Origin of the sequence: Micromonospora sp. URMC 106 (assembly GCF_051386395.1) — a bacterium.
GTDB lineage: Bacteria > Actinomycetota > Actinomycetes > Mycobacteriales > Micromonosporaceae > Micromonospora.
Genome location: NZ_JBPQTP010000021.1, coordinates 25,015 through 39,823, shown reverse-complemented (window position 1 = coordinate 39,823; position 14,809 = coordinate 25,015). Strand labels below are relative to the sequence as shown.

The following is a 14,809-nucleotide window of genomic DNA, read 5'->3' as shown; positions in this document are numbered from 1 at the left end:
CGCGTGGCGTCAGGAGCGGGTGCCGTGCCAGGAGCGCCAGAGAGCCGCGTAGGAACCCCCGGCGGCGACCAGTTCGTCGTGCGGGCCGATCTCGGTGATCCGGCCGTCCTCGACGACCGCGACCCGGTCGGCGTCGTGCGCCGAGAAGAGCCGGTGCGCGATGGCGATCACCGTCCGGCCCCGGAGCACGGCGGCCAGGGAACGCTCCAGGTGCCGGGCGGCCCGGGGGTCGATCAGCGAGGTGGCCTCGTCCAGCACCAGGGTGTGCGGGTCGGCCAGCACCAGCCGGGCCAGCGCCAACTGCTGCGCCTGCGCGGGCGACAGCGCTTGCCCGCCCGCGCCGACCACCGTGTCGAGGCCCTCCGGCAGCGCGTCGGCCCAGTCCAGCGCGTCGACGGCGGCCAGCGCCGAGCGGACGGCCGCCTCGTCCGCGCCCGGCCGGACCATCGCCACGTTGTCCCGCAGGGTGCCGATGAAGACGTGGTGCTCCTGGGTGACCAGCGCGACGTGCGTCCGCAGTTCGGCCAGGGGCAGCTCGTCGAGCCGCCGCCCGGCCACGGTGACCGAGCCGGAGCGGGGCGCGTGCACCCCGGCGAGCAGCCGGCCGAGGGTGGACTTGCCGGCGCCCGAGGGGCCGACCATGGCCAGCTTCTCCCCCGGCTCCGGCACCAGGGTCACCCCGTGCAGCACGTCCCGCCCCTCCCGGTACGCGTACCGGACGTCCCGGGCGGCGAGCTGCCGGTCGGCCGCCGGCCCGGCTGCGTCCGTCGAGTGGGGCCGGGCGGTGGCCGGGGAGGTGGCGTCGGCCACCCCGAGCAGCCGGGCCAGCGAGGCGCCGCCGACCTGCAACTCGTCCAGCCAGGAGAGCAGCCGGTCGACCGGGTCGATCAGTTGCTGCACGTACAGCGTGGCGGCGGTGACCTCGCCGAGGCTCACCCACCCCTTCAGGTAGAACCAGCCGCCGATGATCAGCGTGGCGACCACCGGCAACACGTAGCCGATCTCGGTGACCGGGAAGAACACCGTGCGCAGCCGCAGGGTGTAGCGCTCGGCCGCGTACGACCGGCGGATGTCGGCGTCGGTGCGGGCCCGGCGGCGCGCCTGCTGCCGCAGCGCCTCGGTGGTGCGCGAGCCCTCGACGGTCTCGCTGATCCCGTCGGTGATGTCGGAGTAGGCGGCGTTCTCCCGCAGGTAGCCGTCCGGGGCGCGGCGCAGGTACCACCGGGTGCCGGCCCACAGCAGCGGCACCGCGACCAGGCAGGGCAGCGCGAGCAGCGGGTTGACCAGGAGCAGCGCGCCGACGATGAAGCAACCGGTGACGACCGCGATCAGCGTCTCCGGCACCGCGAACCGGACCGTCCGGGACAGCGCGGAGACGTCCCGGGACGTCCGGGTGAGCAGGTCGCCCGTGCCGGCCCGCTCCACGGTGGCCAGCGGCAGCGCCAGGATCCGGTCGACGAACTCCTCGCGCAGCTCGGCCAGCACCCGCTCGCCGAGCCGCGCCGACGCCAGGTGGGCGAACCGGACCAGCACCGACTGCGCCAGCACGAAGCCGGCGATCAGCAGCGCGATCCGGTCGACGGTGACGCCGGTCGTGCCCCGGGAGATCCCCTCGACCAGGTCGCCGAGCAGCCGCGGCGCGACCAGGCCGGCCGCGGCGGCCAGGGCGTGCAGGCCGAGCGCGACGGCGAGCGGCCTCGGGTGCCGGCGGGCCAGCGTACGGGCGTAGCGCCGCACCTGGTCCGCGTCGGCGACCGGCAGTGCGGTGGCCATCAGTCCTCCCCCCGGCTGACCGTCGCCCGGTAGCGCGGTTCGCCGTCGAGCAGCGCGGCGTGTGTCCCCTCGGCCGTCGCCTTGCCGTCCTCCACGAAGATCACGTGGTCGGCGCGGCTCAGCACGAGCGGGCTGGTGGTGCAGACCAGCGTGGTCCGGCCCGCCCGGGCCGAGGCGAGCCGCTCGGCGATGCGGGCCTCGGTGTGCGCGTCCACGGCGCTGGTCGGCTCGACCAGCAGCAGGGTCTCCGGGTCGGCGACCAGCGCCCGGGCCAGCCGCAGCCGCTGCTGCTGGCCGCCGGAGAACTCGCGCCCGCGCTCGGCGACGACGCTGCCCAGCCCGTCGGGCAGGGCCTCGACGATGTCCGTCGCGCTCGCCGCCGCCAGCGCCGCCGCGATCGCCGCGTCGTCGGCCCGGTCGTGCGGGTCCAGCTCCGCGCGGAGCCGGCCGGTGAACAGGTGGGCGTCGTTGTCGCCCACCAGGATCCGCTCCCGCACCGTGGCCAGCGGCAGCCCGCGCAGCGGTACGCCGTGCAGCGTCGCGTCCGAGTCGACGTACCGGCCGAGGCGGTCCACGATCGCCGACGCGTCCTCGGGCGCGGTCGCGGCGAGCGCGGTGAACCGGCCGGGCCGCACCGTCACGCCGGACTCCACGTCCACCAGCTCGCCCGGGCCGTCCGGCAGGGCCGCCGGGTGGGGCGGGTCGACCAGCTCCGGGGTGAGCCGCAGCAGCCGCACCACGCGCCGGGCGGCGACGTGCCCCCGGGTCAGCTTGTCCACCGCCTCGGTGAGCTGCCGCAGCGGGCTGACCAGGAACGCGGTGTAGCCGTAGAACGCCACGAGCTGACCGGCGGTGATCTCGCCGCGCAGCGCGAACCGGGCGCCGAGCCAGGTGACCAGCACCAGGAACGCGCCGGGGAGCAGCACCTGCGCCGCCTCCAGCAGCGACTCGACCCGGGCGACCCGTAGGCCGTCGGCCCGCAGCGCCTGGGACCGCGCCCGGTAGCGGGCGGAGAGCATCGGCTCGCCGCCGACGCCGCGCAGCACCCGCAGCCCGGAGACGATGTCGCCGGCGCGGGTGGTCAGCGCCCCCTCGGAGTCCCGGTACGCCTGCTGCTGCCGGTGCAGCGGCCGGATGAGCAGCCCGACCACCGCCATCAGCAGCGGCACGCCGAGCACGACGACCAGCCCGAGCGGCACGGACGCGCCGAGCAGGATCACGCCCACGGTCACGATCGCGACGATCGCGCCGGTGCCCCGGGCGGTGATGTCGATCGCCGAGCCGATCTGGCTGATGTCGGCGGTGCCGATGCTCACCACCTCGCCGGCGGCCACCCGGCGGGGCAGCGCGGCGCCGAGCCGGTTCGCCGCGCCCACGGTGAGCTGCACCGTGCGGTACGCGGCGGCGAGGAAGTTGTGCACCGCGCAGCGGTGCCGCAGGATCCCGGCGGCCGCCTGGAGCACGCCCAGCCCGAGCAGCACCAGCCCCCAGGTGACCAGCGCGTCCTCGTCGCGGCGGGTGAGCCCGTCGACGGCCCGGCCGACGGCCGCCGGCACCAGCGCCTGGGCGACCATCCAGACGACGCCGAGCGCGATGCCGACGGTGAGCAGCACCTTGTGCCGCCCGGCCAGCCACACGAGGTAGCGGGTCGCCGAGCGGGTGTCGGGTACGCCGGGGTCGCCGGCCGGTGAGTAGGACATGGCCTGTCGACGCTAGGTGGCGGCCCGGTCGGCCCGCCAACCAATTACCGCTGCGACGTGCCGCACCGCACGTCCCCGCACGTCCCCGCGCGGCCGGTGCTCAGCGGTCGACCTGGGTGAAGTCCCACGAGTGGGGCGCGCGGGCGAGCAGCATCGCGGGCGGCGCCGGCAGCGGGCGCGGGTTGCTGCGCCACTTGGAGATGACCACCACGCGGTGGTCGGTGGAGGAGAACACCTCGCTGGAGAGGTGCATCGGGTCGTGCTCGAACTCCGGCAGCGCGGTGTCGCAGACCCAGGTGATCAGGTCGGCGACGCCGTACGGCTCCGCCCGCGCCTCCCACATCCGCACGATCACGTCAGCCGTCCTCGGGGTTCAGACGCTGACCGTCGTCAGCGGCATGGCGGAGTCGGCGGGCAGGTCCAGCCGGCTCGGCGCGACCCCCGAGGCGACCAGGTGCGAGCCGAGCGCGGCGACCATCGCGCCGTTGTCCGTGCAGAGCTTGGGCCGGGGCACCCGGACGCGGATGCCGTCCTTGGCGGCGCGGTGCTCGGCCATCGCCCGCAGCCGGGAGTTGGCCGCCACGCCCCCGCCGATGACCAGCGTCTGCACGCCGTTGGCCCGGCAGGCGTCCAGCGCCTTGCGCACCAGCACGTCGCAGACCGCCTCCTGGAAGGACGCGGCGACGTCGGCGACGGGCACCGGCTCGCCGGCCCGCTGCCGCGCCTCGACCCAGCGGGCCACCGCCGTCTTCAGGCCGGAGAACGAGAAGTCGTAGCGGTGGGCGGCGAGGTCCTTGGCGGCGGTCAGCCCGCGCGGGAAGCCGATGGCGGCGGGGTCGCCGGCCCGAGCCTCCCGGTCGATGTACGGCCCACCGGGGAACGGCAGGCCGAGCAGCCGGGCCACCTTGTCGAACGCCTCACCGGCCGCGTCGTCGATGGTGGCGCCGAGCGGGGTGACGCCCCGGGCCAGGTCGTCGACGAGGAGCAGGGAGGAGTGCCCGCCGGAGACCAGCAGGGCGATCGCCGGCTCGGGCAGCGGGCCGTGCTCCAGGGTGTCCACGGCGACGTGCGCGGCCAGGTGGTTGACGCCGTAGACCGGCTTCTCGGCGGCGAGCGCGTAGCCCTTCGCGGCGGCCACCCCGACCAGCAGCGCGCCGGCCAGCCCCGGGCCGGAGGTGACCGCGATCGCGTCGATGTCGGCGAGGGTCACCCCCGCCTCCTTCAACGCCCGGTCCATGGTCGGCACGATGGCCTCCAGGTGGGCCCGGCTGGCCACCTCGGGCACCACGCCACCGAACCGGGCGTGCTGCTCGACGCTGGAGGCGAGCGCGTCGGCCAACAGGGTGTGCCCCCGCACGATGCCGACCCCGGTCTCGTCGCAGGAGGTCTCGATGCCGAGGATCAGGGGTTCGTCATTCATCGCTCACATCCTGCGGGCGCCGCATGACCAGCGCGTCGGTGTTGCTCGGTTGGTAGTACCCGCGCCGCACGCCGATCGGCTCGAAGCCGTACGACGCGTAGAGCTTCTGGGCGGGGGCGTTGTCGGCCGCGACCTCCAGCAGGGTGCTGCGGGCGCCGAGCCGGGCCGCCTCGGCGAGCAGCGCCTCCAGCAACGCCCGGCCGACGCCGCGCCGCTGGGCGTCCCGGCGCACCGCGATGTTCTGCACCCACGCCTCGTCGGGCGGGGCCGCGGTGAGCCCGGCGTAGCCCAGCACCGTGCCGTCGTCGTCGGTGGCGACCAGGTAGAAGTGCCCGTTGGCCAGCTCGTTCCAGAACATCGCCGCCGACCACTGCTCGGCGCCGAAGAGGTCCGCCTCGATCGGCAGCACCTCGTCGATGTGCCACCACCGGAACCGCGCCAGCCGGACGCGCGTCACGGCAGGACCGGCTTGCGCGCCGTGGCCGCAACGGCGTCCGGGCGGCGCAGGTAGAGCGGGGTGAGCGCCTCGCCGGGGGCGCCGGCGCGGATCCGCTCGGCGGCCAGGGCCGCCAGCACGCCGGCGTCCGGGTAGCGCGGCTCGGCCCGCACGGGCAGGCCGAGGGCGTCCGCGTACCGGTGCGCGCCGTCGCCGACCGCGACCGTGACGGCCAGGCCGCGGGCGCGCTCGGCGGCGACCGCCGGGGCGGAGACCTCCGGCCCGACGATCCGCTGGCCCGCGCCGTCGTAGACCGCCCAGTAGACCTCCCGGCGGCGCGCGTCGCTCGCCGCCAGCACCGGCTCGCCGGCGGCCGCCGGGTGGCCGATGGCGTCCAGCGAGCAGACGCCGTACGTCGGGACGCCCAGCACCTGGCCCATGGTGGCGGCGGTGACCAGCCCCACCCGCAGCCCGGTGAACGGGCCGGGGCCGAGCCCGGCGACGATCGCCCCCAGGTCGGCCGGGCGGGCGTCGACGTCGGCGAGCACCGCGTCGACCTGCGGGGCGAGCAGTTCGCCGTGGGCGCGGGCGTCGACCGTGCAGCGGTGCGCCCGGGTCGTGACGCCGGCCGCCGTGACCTCCACCAGCGCCGCCGTCACCGCGGGCGTCGAGCTGTCCACCACCAGTACGAGCACGGTAAGCCAGCGTAGTCGCCCCGGTCGTCGGCCCCGGCGACGCGGGTCAGCTCGGGGTGCGGAACTTGCGCCGGAAGGCCGGCAGGAGCCAGGGGCGCCGCCCGCTGATGCGCACCTTGCCGGTGAGCACCGCCCGGGCCTGGCTGATCCGGCCGAACATCATCAGGTTGAGCGTGGCGGGGTCGTGGTCGATCCGGACGTCGGGCCGGGCGTCCGGCTCCGCGAAGGACACCCGGCCCCGGTGCAGGAGCAGCCGGACCGGGGCCGCGTACGCCGAGCGGAACTCGACGACGACCCGCCGCTCGTTCGGCGGCGGGCCGCCGTCGATCAGCCGTCCGTAGCCGTGCCGGACCACGCCGGCCAGGAACAGCTCCAGGAAGAGCACGGCGTGCCGGTTCGGGATCTCCCACGGCAGCCCGGTGGCGCGGGAGATGTCGTGGCCGTGGATGAGCACCTCGTTGACCAGGTGGGCGCAGAGCCCGGCGAGAGGGACCTGCGCCCCGCCGAGCCACGGCACGGTCTCGTCGGGGCGCCGCCCCTCGCAGGCGACCAGGAACTGCTTCACGTCGGTCTGCAACCGGTCGAGCAGGAGCTGCGGGTCGCGCTCGGTGAGGTGGCCGAGCAGCACGTCGTTGAAGTCCGCCACCGTGTCGACGGTGGTCTCGGGAAGCAGCCCGTCGAAACCCGGCACCGGGGGGAGCGGTCGCTCCGGGTCCACCAGGCAGACGTACAACCAGGCGATGCTGCCGACGTGGGTGAGCGTGTCCGCCACCGACCAGTCGGCCGTGGCCATTGCCTCCGGCGGGGCGGCGCGGACCAGATCGACGAAGCGGTCGGTCTGGTCCGCCAGGGCCGTCCGCGCCACCTGCCACCGTTCGTCGCTGACCGCCGCCGTCATCCGCCGCCTCCCGGCTCGCCGACCCGCTGGAGGCAACAGGCTACAGCGGACGGTGACCGCCCGATGACCCGCAGCTTGCGGACTTCGTCAGCCGGCCGAACGCTCCCAGTCGATCGTGGGCAGGCCGGCGTCGGCGAGGGCCTTGTTGGCCGCGCTGAACGGGCGGCTGCCCAGGAAGCCGCGCGGGTTCATCGGGCTGGGGTGCCCCGCCTCCAGCACCACGTGCTGCGGGTTGGTGACCAGGGCGGCCTTCTTGCGCGCGTAGCCGCCCCAGAGCAGGAAGACCACCCGGGAGTCGAGCACGTCGAGCGCGCGGATGGTGGCGTCGGTGAACTCCTCCCAACCGCGGTTGGCGTGCGAGCCGGGCGTGGCCTCGCGGACGGTGAGCACCGAGTTGAGCAGCAGGACGCCCTGCGCCGCCCAGCCGCTCAGGTTGCCGCTGCGGGGCTTCGGCACGCCGAGATCCTCGCCGAGCTCCTTGAAGACGTTGCGCAGCGACGGCGGCACGCTGACGCCCTCCCGCACGCTGAAGCTGAGCCCGTGCGCCTGCCCCGCCTTGTGGTAGGGATCCTGCCCGAGGATCAGCACCCGACAGTCGGCCGGCGCGCAGAGCCGGTAGGCCGAGAAGAGGTCGTCGACCGGCGGGAAGACGGTGCGGGTCGCGTATTCCCCGGCGACGAACTCGGCCAGCGCGGCCGTGCGGGCCGGGTCGAGGTGCGGGGTGAGCACGGCACGCCAGTCCTCGGGCAGCAGCGCCAGCAGGTCCAGGGTGGGGGCGTCGTCGGGCATCGGCAACCTTTCGCCTGTCGGGTCCGTCCCGCGCACTCTAGGCAGCCGGTACGACAGCGCTCACGCGAGGGCCGCCAGGCGCTGCGCCCAGTCGCCGCCGACCGGCTCCAGCTCGACCACCCGGGTGTCGTCGTCGCGCCGGTCGACGCGCACCCGCAGGTGGGCCTCGACCAGCTGCTCGACCAGGCCCTCGCCCCACTCGACCACGGTCACCGACTCGTCCACCGAGGCGTCCAGGTCGAGGTCGTCGATCTCGGCGCGCGGGTCGGCCGCGTCGCCCAGCCGATACGCGTCGGCGTGCACCAGCGCCACCGTGCCGCTGCGGGCCGGGTCGGGCCGGTGTACCCGGGCGATCACGAAGGTGGGCGAGGTGATGTCGCCGAGCACCCCGAGCCCGGCCCCGATGCCCTGGGTCAGCGCGGTCTTGCCGGCGCCGAGCGGCCCGGTCAGCAGCAGCAGGTCGCCGGCGCGCAGCAGCCCGGCCAGCCGCCGCCCGAACGCGCGGGTGTCGTCGACCGTCGGCAACTCGACGACGTGGGTCACAGCGCCTCCAGGAAGCGCGTGAGCGCCTCGTTGACCTCGTCGGCGTGCTCCAGCATCACCACGTGCCCGCTGTCGGAGATCTTGACGAACTCGGCGTGCGGCAGCCGCCGGACGATCTCCTCGGAGTGCGTCACGGGGGTGATCATGTCCTTGTCGCCGACGATCACCAGCACGGGGGTGCCCGCCAGCGCGGCGAGCGCCGGGTACCGGGAGTGGGTCGCCAGCGTGCGCAGGTAGCGGGTCACCGTGTCGGCGGACGTGCGGGAGTTCATCGTCTCCACGTACGACACCAGGGCGGGGCTGGGGTGGCGGGTGCCGAAGCCGTACCTGCGGGTGAGCAGCCAGGCCACGTTGGTGGTGGACTTGCGGGCCCGGTCGATCACCGTGCCGCCGTAGCGGGTGACGTTGCCGACCAGGTGCAGCACCGGCGCGCCGACCCGGCCGAGCAGGGCGGGTGCGACCAGCTTGGTCTCGGCGAGCAGGCCGCCGGAGGTGGCCATCAGCACGGTGCCCACCACCCGGTCGCCGAACAGCTCCGGGAACAGCTCGGCGAAGGCCATGATGGTCATCCCGCCCATCGAGTGGCCGATCAGCACGAGCGGCCCCTCCGGGGCGGTGCGGTCGATCACCTCGCGCAGCGTCCGGCCGAGCGCGGTGAGGTCGTACTCGCCGGTCTCCAGTCGCCCGGACCGGCCGTGCCCGGGCTGGTCGTACGCGACGATGCGGTGCTCGCCCCGCTCGGCGAGCGCCTTGCGCTGGAAGTGGAAGGTGCCCATGTCCAGGCAGAAGCCGTGCACCAGCACCACGGTCGGGTTGCCGGGCTTCGGCCGGGTCGGCTCGACCACCTCGACGTGGATGTCGGTGCCGTCGGGCATCTCCAGCCGGAACGACTCGTCGTACCGCTGGTCGTCGAAGACCTCGGCGGCGTACCGGTCGGTGGGGTCGGACTTGAGCTTGCGGACCAGGGCGCGTTCGGTGGCGACGCCGGCCGCGAGCCCGGCGGCGGCGACCCCCACGGCGGCCAGCGCGCCGACGGCGGCCCTGGCCTGCCCGGAGCGGGGCAGCGGGATCCGGCGACGGTACGTCACGGGCGCTCGCCGTCGTAGACGCGGGGCACCCGGGTGCTGCCGAAGCGGGTGACGATCTCGTAGTTGATGGTGCCGACCGCCTCGGCCCAGTCGTCGGCGGTGGGCTCGCCGTCGGCGCCGCTGCCGAAGAGGGTGACGACGTCGCCGGCGGCCACCGGGTCGTCCCCGCAGTCGAGCACGAACTGGTCCATGCAGACCCGGCCCGAGATCCGCCGCCGCCGGCCGCCGAGCTGCACCGGCCCGCTGTTGGAGGCGTGCCGGGGCACCCCGTCGGCGTAGCCGAGCGGCACCACGGCCAGGTTCGCCTCCCGCTCGGTGGTGTAGGTGTGCCCGTACGAGACGCCGGAGCCGGCGGGGACGCGCTTGGCGAGCATCACCCGCGCCCGCGCGGTCATCGCCGGGCGCAGCCCGTAGCTCTCGCCGGCCACCGGGGAGAGGCCGTAGACGGCCAGCCCGGGCCGGACCAGGTCGAAGTGGGTGTCCGGCCGGGTCAGCGTGGCGGCCGAGTTGGCCAGGTGCCGGTAGCGCGGGCGCAGGCCGGCCTGCTCGGCCATGCCCAGGCCCTCGTGGAAGACGGCGAGCTGGCGGTCGATGGTCGGGTGGCCGGGCGAGTCCGCGTAGACGAAGTGGCTCCACACCCCGACCACCTCGACCAGGCCGTCGGCCTGCGCCTTGGCGGCGGCGTCGAGCAGGGCCGGCCAGTCGGCGACGGTCGCGCCACCACGGGACAGCCCGGTGTCGATCTTGAGGTGCAGCCGGGCCGGCCGCCCGGCGGCGCGACCCGCCGCCACCATCTCGTCGAGCTGGGGCAGGCTCGCGACGCCCAGGTCGACCCCGGCGGAGACGCCCTCGTGCAGCGGCAGCCCCGGCGCGAGGAGCCAGGCCAGCACCGGCGCGGTGATCCCGGCCCGGCGCAGCGTCAGCGCCTCGTCCAGCGTGCAGACGCCCAGCCAGTCCGCCCCGGCGTCGAGCGCGGCGCGGGCGGCCGGGACCATGCCGTGGCCGTAGCCGTCGCCCTTGACCACCGCCATCAGCTCGGCGGCGGTGCCGGCCCGGAGCCGGCTCACGTTCTCGCGGATCGCGTCCAGATCCACCCGCACCTCGGCCTGCCACATGCCCCCAGCCTACTTTCCGCGCTGATCTCCGCGGCCGGGGCCGGCGGAGCCGGCGCCGCCCGGGCAGCCGGGGCGCGGTCAGCCGAGGCGGGCGAGGACCGGCCGGAGGGCGTCGGCCACGTCGGGCGCGGTCACCGGCCCACCCCGGGCCGTCTCCCGGCCGGCCAGCCCGTGCAGGTACGCGGCCGCGGCCGCCGCGCGCTCGGGGGCCAGCCCGGCTGCCAGCAGCGAGCCGAGCAGCCCGGCCAGCACGTCGCCGGTGCCTCCGGTGGCCAGCGCCGGGCTGCCGGTCGGGTTGACGTACGCCCGGCCGTCCGGCGTGCCGATCACCGTGCGGTCCCCCTTGAGCAGCACCACGGCGTTCATCCACGCGGCCAGCCGGAGCGTGGCCCCCACCCGGTCGGCCCCCGGGCTCTCCCCGCAGAGCCGGGTGAACTCGCGGTCGTGCGGGGTGACCACGATCGGGGCGTCCCGCCTGCGCAGCCGGTCCGCGAGCGAGCCGTCGACCAGCAGGCTCAGCGCGTCGGCGTCGAGCACCACGGGCACCGGGGCGGCGAGCACGGCGCGCAGCTCCCCGGCCGCGTCCTCGCCGGTGCCCAGCCCGGAGCCGCACACCCACGCCTGCACCCGCCCGGCGTCGGCGACCCGGCCCGTCGCGATCACCGACGGGTGCCGGTGCAGCACGTCGGCCCGGGCGGAGCCGGCGTAGCGGACCATTCCGGTCGGGCCGGCCAGCGCCCCGGCCACGGAGAGCACCGCCGCGCCGGGATAGGTCGCCGAGCCGGTCGCGACACCCACCACCCCCCGGGTGTACTTCTCCGAGGCCGGGCCGAGCCGGGGCCACCACCCGGCGACGTCCGACCACTCGGTCACGCGCAGCGCCGGGCTGCCGCGCAGCCACGGCTCCAGCCCGATGTCGACCAGCTCCACCTGGCCGGCGAGCGCGGCGGCCGGGCCCACCACCAGGGCGGGCTTCAGCGCGCCGAAGGTGACCGTCACGTCGGCGCGGACGGCGCTGGGTCGCCCGGAGGCGGTCAGCGGCACGTGCCCGGTGTCGACCGCGACGCCGCTGGGCACGTCCACCGCGACCACGGTCGCCGGGGCGCCGTCGCGCCCGCAGTGCCGCACCAGGCTGGCGGCGAGCTGGTCGGCGGTGTCCCGCAGCCCGCCACGACCGCCGATGCCGACGATGCCGTCCAGCACCATGTCGACCGTCGCCGGCGGCCGGTCCACGATCCGCCCGCCGGCGGCCCGCAGCGCGGCCAGCCCTTCGGCGTGCGCCCGGCCGGGGGTGAGCAGCAGCGCCGAGACGGCCGCGCCGCGGCGGGCCAGGTGCGCGCCGGCCAGGAGCGTGTCGCCGCCGTTGTCGCCGGAGCCGACCAGCAGCAGCACCCGGGCGGCGTAGACCCCGCCCCGGTCGGCGAGGAGCAGCGCGCAGCGGCGGGCCAGCCCGGCGGCGGCCCGCTTCATCAGCGTCCCGGGCGGGAGGGTGGCCATCAGTCCCGCCTCCGCCGCGCGTACGTCCGCGACCCGCCACACCGGTCTCACGCCACCGCCCCCGTCCGACGTCCCGGCGCGCCGCGTCGGCGCGCCCCGATCACCGTTCCGCCACCACCATGGCCGAGGCGATCCCGCCGTCGTGGGACAACGAGAGATGCCAGCGGTTGACCCCGCGCTCGGTGGCCGCCGCCGCGACCGTGCCGGAGACGGTCAGCCAGGGACGGCCGTCCGGGTCCGGCACGATCTCGCAGTCGTGCCAGCTCAGCCCGGCCGGTGCGCCGAGCGCCTTGGCGACGGCCTCCTTGGCCGCGAAGCGCGCGGCCAGCGACTCGGGCGAGCGCGGGTTGCCGGAGCTGGTGTAGCGCTCGGCCTCCGTGAAGAGCCGGTCGGCGAGCAGCGGCGTCCGTGCCAGGGCCCTGGCGAACCGCTCGACCAGGACGACGTCGATGCCGACAGCGACGATCACGGGCTCACCCTACCGGCGCGGGCGGCCGCACATTAGCCGCCGGCGCCGGGCGGGGCAACGCCTGTGGACGACGGGTGTACGCCCGCCAGGGCCGCCGTCCACAGGGCGCCCGCCCGGGTGTGGACGCCGCCTAGCGTCCCGGTCGTCGATGTTCCGCGAGGCGACGGGGGGCGAGGATGACCGAGGAGCCGATCACCGTACGACCCGACGCGCTGCGCCGGGCCGCGAGGGCGTTCGACGACGACGCGTACCGGCTGGCGCACGGGCTGGCCGGGGTGACCGGGCTGGTGGTGCCGGCCCCGGAGTGGGCGGCCGGGGCGGCGCTGACCGGTCTGGAGTCGGCGGTGCACGCCTGGTTCGGCGGGCTGGCCGCCCGGGTGGCCGAGACTGCCGGGGCGGTGCGCGCGGTGGCGGAGGCGTACGAGGCGGTGGACGACCGGGCGGCCGGCCGGCTCGCCGCCCTGCCCCGGTGACCGCGCTGGCGGCCGGCGGACACGGGCCGGCACCGACGACGAGCCGAACCGGGCCGACACCAACGACGGGCCGAACCGGGCCGACACCGGCGGCGAGCCGGAACGAGCCGACAACGACGACCGGCGGCCCCCGGCCGGCGCCCGGGCAGGCGGGTCGAGCCGCTGCCGGCCCGCCTGCTCCGACGCCGGCGGCGGGTCGGACCGGGCCCGCCACGCGGCCGGCCCACCCTGCCGACCGGGCGGCGGCCGTGGGCTACCGCCAGCTCTGGGCGGCCGACCCGGGCGCGTGGCGGGCCGCCGGGGCGGCCTGGCGCGGGCTGACCGATCCGGTCGGGCGCCGGGCCGGCGAACTGTCCGCCGACGCGGCGGCGCTGCGCGCCGACTGGTCCGGCGGGGCGGCCGGGGCCGCCGACGCCCGGCTCGCGGCGCTGCGCGCCGAGCTGACCACGGTCTCCCCCGCCCTCATCGAGGTCGACCAGGTGCTGGCCGAGTTCGCCGACCGGCTGGGGGCGGCCAAGGCCCGGCTCGCCGCCGCGGTGACGGCCGCGGACGGCGCCGGTCTGCTGGTCGACCGGCAGGGTCGGGTCTCGGCCGACCCCGCCCGCGCGCCGACCACCCCACGGTCGGGGCAGGTCGCGGCCGGGGTGGGCGCGGCGATCCGGGAGGCGCTGGAGCTGGCCGGGGCCGCCGACCGGGAGGCGGCCGGCCGGCTGGACGCCCTGGCCGCGGCCGCCCGGTCGACGTGGGTCGCCCCGCCGCCGCCCGGCCGACCCCCGCCCGGCGCGGGCCCCACCGCCGTGCGGGCGTGGTGGGCCGGGCTCACTCCCGCGCAGCGCCGGTGGCTGGTGGCGCACGAGCCGGGGCTGGTCGGCCGCCTCGACGGAGTGCCGGTGGCCGACCGCGACCAGGCCAACCGGCTGTTGCTCGGGGCCCGGCGGGAGGAACTGCTCGCGGCGCGTCGGCGGCTGCTGGAGCGGGTGCCCCGCGGGCCGGTCGAGCTGGCCGGGCTGCTCCGGGTCGACAAGGCGCTGGCGGGCCTGGACGCGCTGGCCGGTCGCCTGGCCGCCGGCGAGGCGCCCCGGGCGTACCTGCTGGGGCTGGGCACGGCCGGCGAGGGGCGCGCGGTCGTGGCGCTGGGCAACCCGGACCGGTCGGCGCAGGTGCTGACGTACGTTCCCGGGATGACCGCCGGCCTGGGCGACGCGACCGGCGAACTGGGCCGGGCGGCCCGGGTGCTGTCCCGCTGCGCCGCCCTGGCCCCCGGGGAGGAGACCGCGGCGGTGCTCTGGTTGGACTACGACGCCCCCGACTTCCTGCACGAGGCGGCCTGGCCGGGGCAGGCCCGGGACGCCGCGCCGGCGCTGCACCGCTTCCAGGAGGGGCTGCGGGCGACCCACGAGGGGCCGCCGGGCCGGCAGACCGTGCTGGGCCACAGCTACGGCTCGCTGGTGGTCGGCACGGCGGCGCGCGACCACGGGCTCGCCGCCGACGCCCTGGTCTTCGTCGGCTCGCCCGGGGTGGGGGTCGCGCACGCCGCCGAGCTGCGGCTGCCTCCGGGGCAGGTCTGGGCGAGCACCGCGTCGGACGACGTGATCCGGCTGGCCCGGCCGCCGGACGAGGTGGCCCGGCAGGCCCTGCGCGCCGCGTCGCCACTGACGGTCGCCGGGCCGGGGCGGGAGTTGTGGTTCGGCCACGACCCCAGCCACCCGGCTTTCGGCGGGCACACCTTCCCCAGCGGCCGGCACGGCCACAGCGGCTACTGGGCGCCCGACAACCCGGCGCTGGACGGCATGGCCCGGGTCGTGCTGGGCCGCTGACCGCGACCGTCGACCGGGGCCCGAGGCACGCGCCACCGACCGCGACGCGCGCCGGGCACGTGTCGGGCCCGGCCACCGCGCGGTGGCCGGGGCCGG

15 protein-coding genes are annotated in these 14,809 nt (G+C 76.9%); 2 read left to right on the top strand and 13 right to left on the bottom strand.

The features are described 5' to 3' along the window. Window positions 1-9: 9 nt before the first annotated feature. The 13 genes from ACSNOB_RS10020 to ACSNOB_RS09960 all read right to left on the bottom strand — a co-directional run bounded on the left by ACSNOB_RS10020 (window position 10) and on the right by ACSNOB_RS09960 (window position 12,423). Window positions 10-1,773 carry an ABC transporter ATP-binding protein gene (locus ACSNOB_RS10020; RefSeq protein WP_436686325.1) on the bottom strand — a complete coding sequence of 588 codons (1,764 nt, stop codon included), beginning with the start codon at window positions 1,771-1,773 and terminating at the stop codon, window positions 10-12. After that, window positions 1,773-3,473, bottom strand: a complete 1,701-nt coding sequence (locus ACSNOB_RS10015) for an ABC transporter transmembrane domain-containing protein (RefSeq protein ID WP_436686324.1) — start codon at window positions 3,471-3,473, stop codon at window positions 1,773-1,775. Before ACSNOB_RS10015 ends, ACSNOB_RS10020 begins: the two co-directional genes overlap by 1 nt. Before the next feature lie 100 nt (window positions 3,474-3,573). Next, complete coding sequence (locus ACSNOB_RS10010; RefSeq protein ID WP_436686323.1) at window positions 3,574-3,828, bottom strand: hypothetical protein; 255 nt, start codon at window positions 3,826-3,828, stop codon at window positions 3,574-3,576. 18 nt (window positions 3,829-3,846) lie between these two features. Continuing rightward, entirely contained in the window at window positions 3,847-4,893 is a 1,047-nt protein-coding gene (gene tsaD / locus ACSNOB_RS10005; RefSeq protein ID WP_393105512.1) for a tRNA (adenosine(37)-N6)-threonylcarbamoyltransferase complex transferase subunit TsaD, read from the bottom strand. After that, window positions 4,886-5,350, bottom strand: a complete 465-nt coding sequence (rimI, locus tag ACSNOB_RS10000) for a ribosomal protein S18-alanine N-acetyltransferase (RefSeq protein ID WP_436686322.1) — start codon at window positions 5,348-5,350, stop codon at window positions 4,886-4,888. The genes tsaD and rimI overlap by 8 nt, the downstream gene beginning before the upstream one ends. Then, the gene (tsaB, locus tag ACSNOB_RS09995; protein WP_436686321.1) at window positions 5,347-6,024 is read right to left on the bottom strand and encodes a tRNA (adenosine(37)-N6)-threonylcarbamoyltransferase complex dimerization subunit type 1 TsaB; all 678 of its coding nucleotides are present in this window, start codon (window positions 6,022-6,024) and stop codon (window positions 5,347-5,349) included. Before tsaB ends, rimI begins: the two co-directional genes overlap by 4 nt. Before the next feature lie 46 nt (window positions 6,025-6,070). Continuing rightward, window positions 6,071-6,922, bottom strand: coding sequence for a maleylpyruvate isomerase family mycothiol-dependent enzyme (locus ACSNOB_RS09990; protein WP_436686319.1), 852 nt, complete (start codon window positions 6,920-6,922; stop codon window positions 6,071-6,073). 87 nt (window positions 6,923-7,009) lie between these two features. After that, the gene (gene ung / locus ACSNOB_RS09985) at window positions 7,010-7,711 is read right to left on the bottom strand and encodes a uracil-DNA glycosylase (RefSeq protein WP_436686318.1); all 702 of its coding nucleotides are present in this window, start codon (window positions 7,709-7,711) and stop codon (window positions 7,010-7,012) included. A gap of 60 nt (window positions 7,712-7,771) precedes the next feature. Then, window positions 7,772-8,254, bottom strand: coding sequence for a tRNA (adenosine(37)-N6)-threonylcarbamoyltransferase complex ATPase subunit type 1 TsaE (gene tsaE / locus ACSNOB_RS09980; protein ID WP_436686316.1), 483 nt, complete (start codon window positions 8,252-8,254; stop codon window positions 7,772-7,774). Further along, window positions 8,251-9,342 carry an alpha/beta fold hydrolase gene (locus ACSNOB_RS09975; protein WP_436686314.1) on the bottom strand — a complete coding sequence of 364 codons (1,092 nt, stop codon included), beginning with the start codon at window positions 9,340-9,342 and terminating at the stop codon, window positions 8,251-8,253. The genes tsaE and ACSNOB_RS09975 overlap by 4 nt, the downstream gene beginning before the upstream one ends. After that, window positions 9,339-10,457 carry an alanine racemase gene (alr, locus tag ACSNOB_RS09970; protein WP_436686313.1) on the bottom strand — a complete coding sequence of 373 codons (1,119 nt, stop codon included), beginning with the start codon at window positions 10,455-10,457 and terminating at the stop codon, window positions 9,339-9,341. The genes ACSNOB_RS09975 and alr overlap by 4 nt, the downstream gene beginning before the upstream one ends. 78 nt (window positions 10,458-10,535) lie before the next feature. Continuing rightward, complete coding sequence (locus ACSNOB_RS09965) at window positions 10,536-12,005, bottom strand: NAD(P)H-hydrate dehydratase (RefSeq protein WP_436686311.1); 1,470 nt, start codon at window positions 12,003-12,005, stop codon at window positions 10,536-10,538. Between the two features lie 49 nt (window positions 12,006-12,054). Beyond that, window positions 12,055-12,423 (bottom strand): holo-ACP synthase, encoded by a 369-nt coding sequence (locus ACSNOB_RS09960; RefSeq protein ID WP_350704088.1) that lies wholly within the window; start codon window positions 12,421-12,423, stop codon window positions 12,055-12,057. A 176-nt stretch (window positions 12,424-12,599) separates the two neighbouring features. On the opposite strand from ACSNOB_RS09960, the gene ACSNOB_RS09955 reads away from it, so the two are divergent. Both ACSNOB_RS09955 and ACSNOB_RS09950 read left to right on the top strand, forming a co-directional pair. Beyond that, on the top strand, window positions 12,600-12,896 hold the full coding sequence (locus tag ACSNOB_RS09955; RefSeq protein WP_436686310.1) for a hypothetical protein: 297 nt from the start codon (window positions 12,600-12,602) through the stop codon (window positions 12,894-12,896). A 248-nt stretch (window positions 12,897-13,144) separates the two neighbouring features. Next, entirely contained in the window at window positions 13,145-14,713 is a 1,569-nt protein-coding gene (locus tag ACSNOB_RS09950; protein ID WP_436686309.1) for an alpha/beta hydrolase, read from the top strand. The last annotated feature ends 96 nt before the right edge of the window (window positions 14,714-14,809 follow it).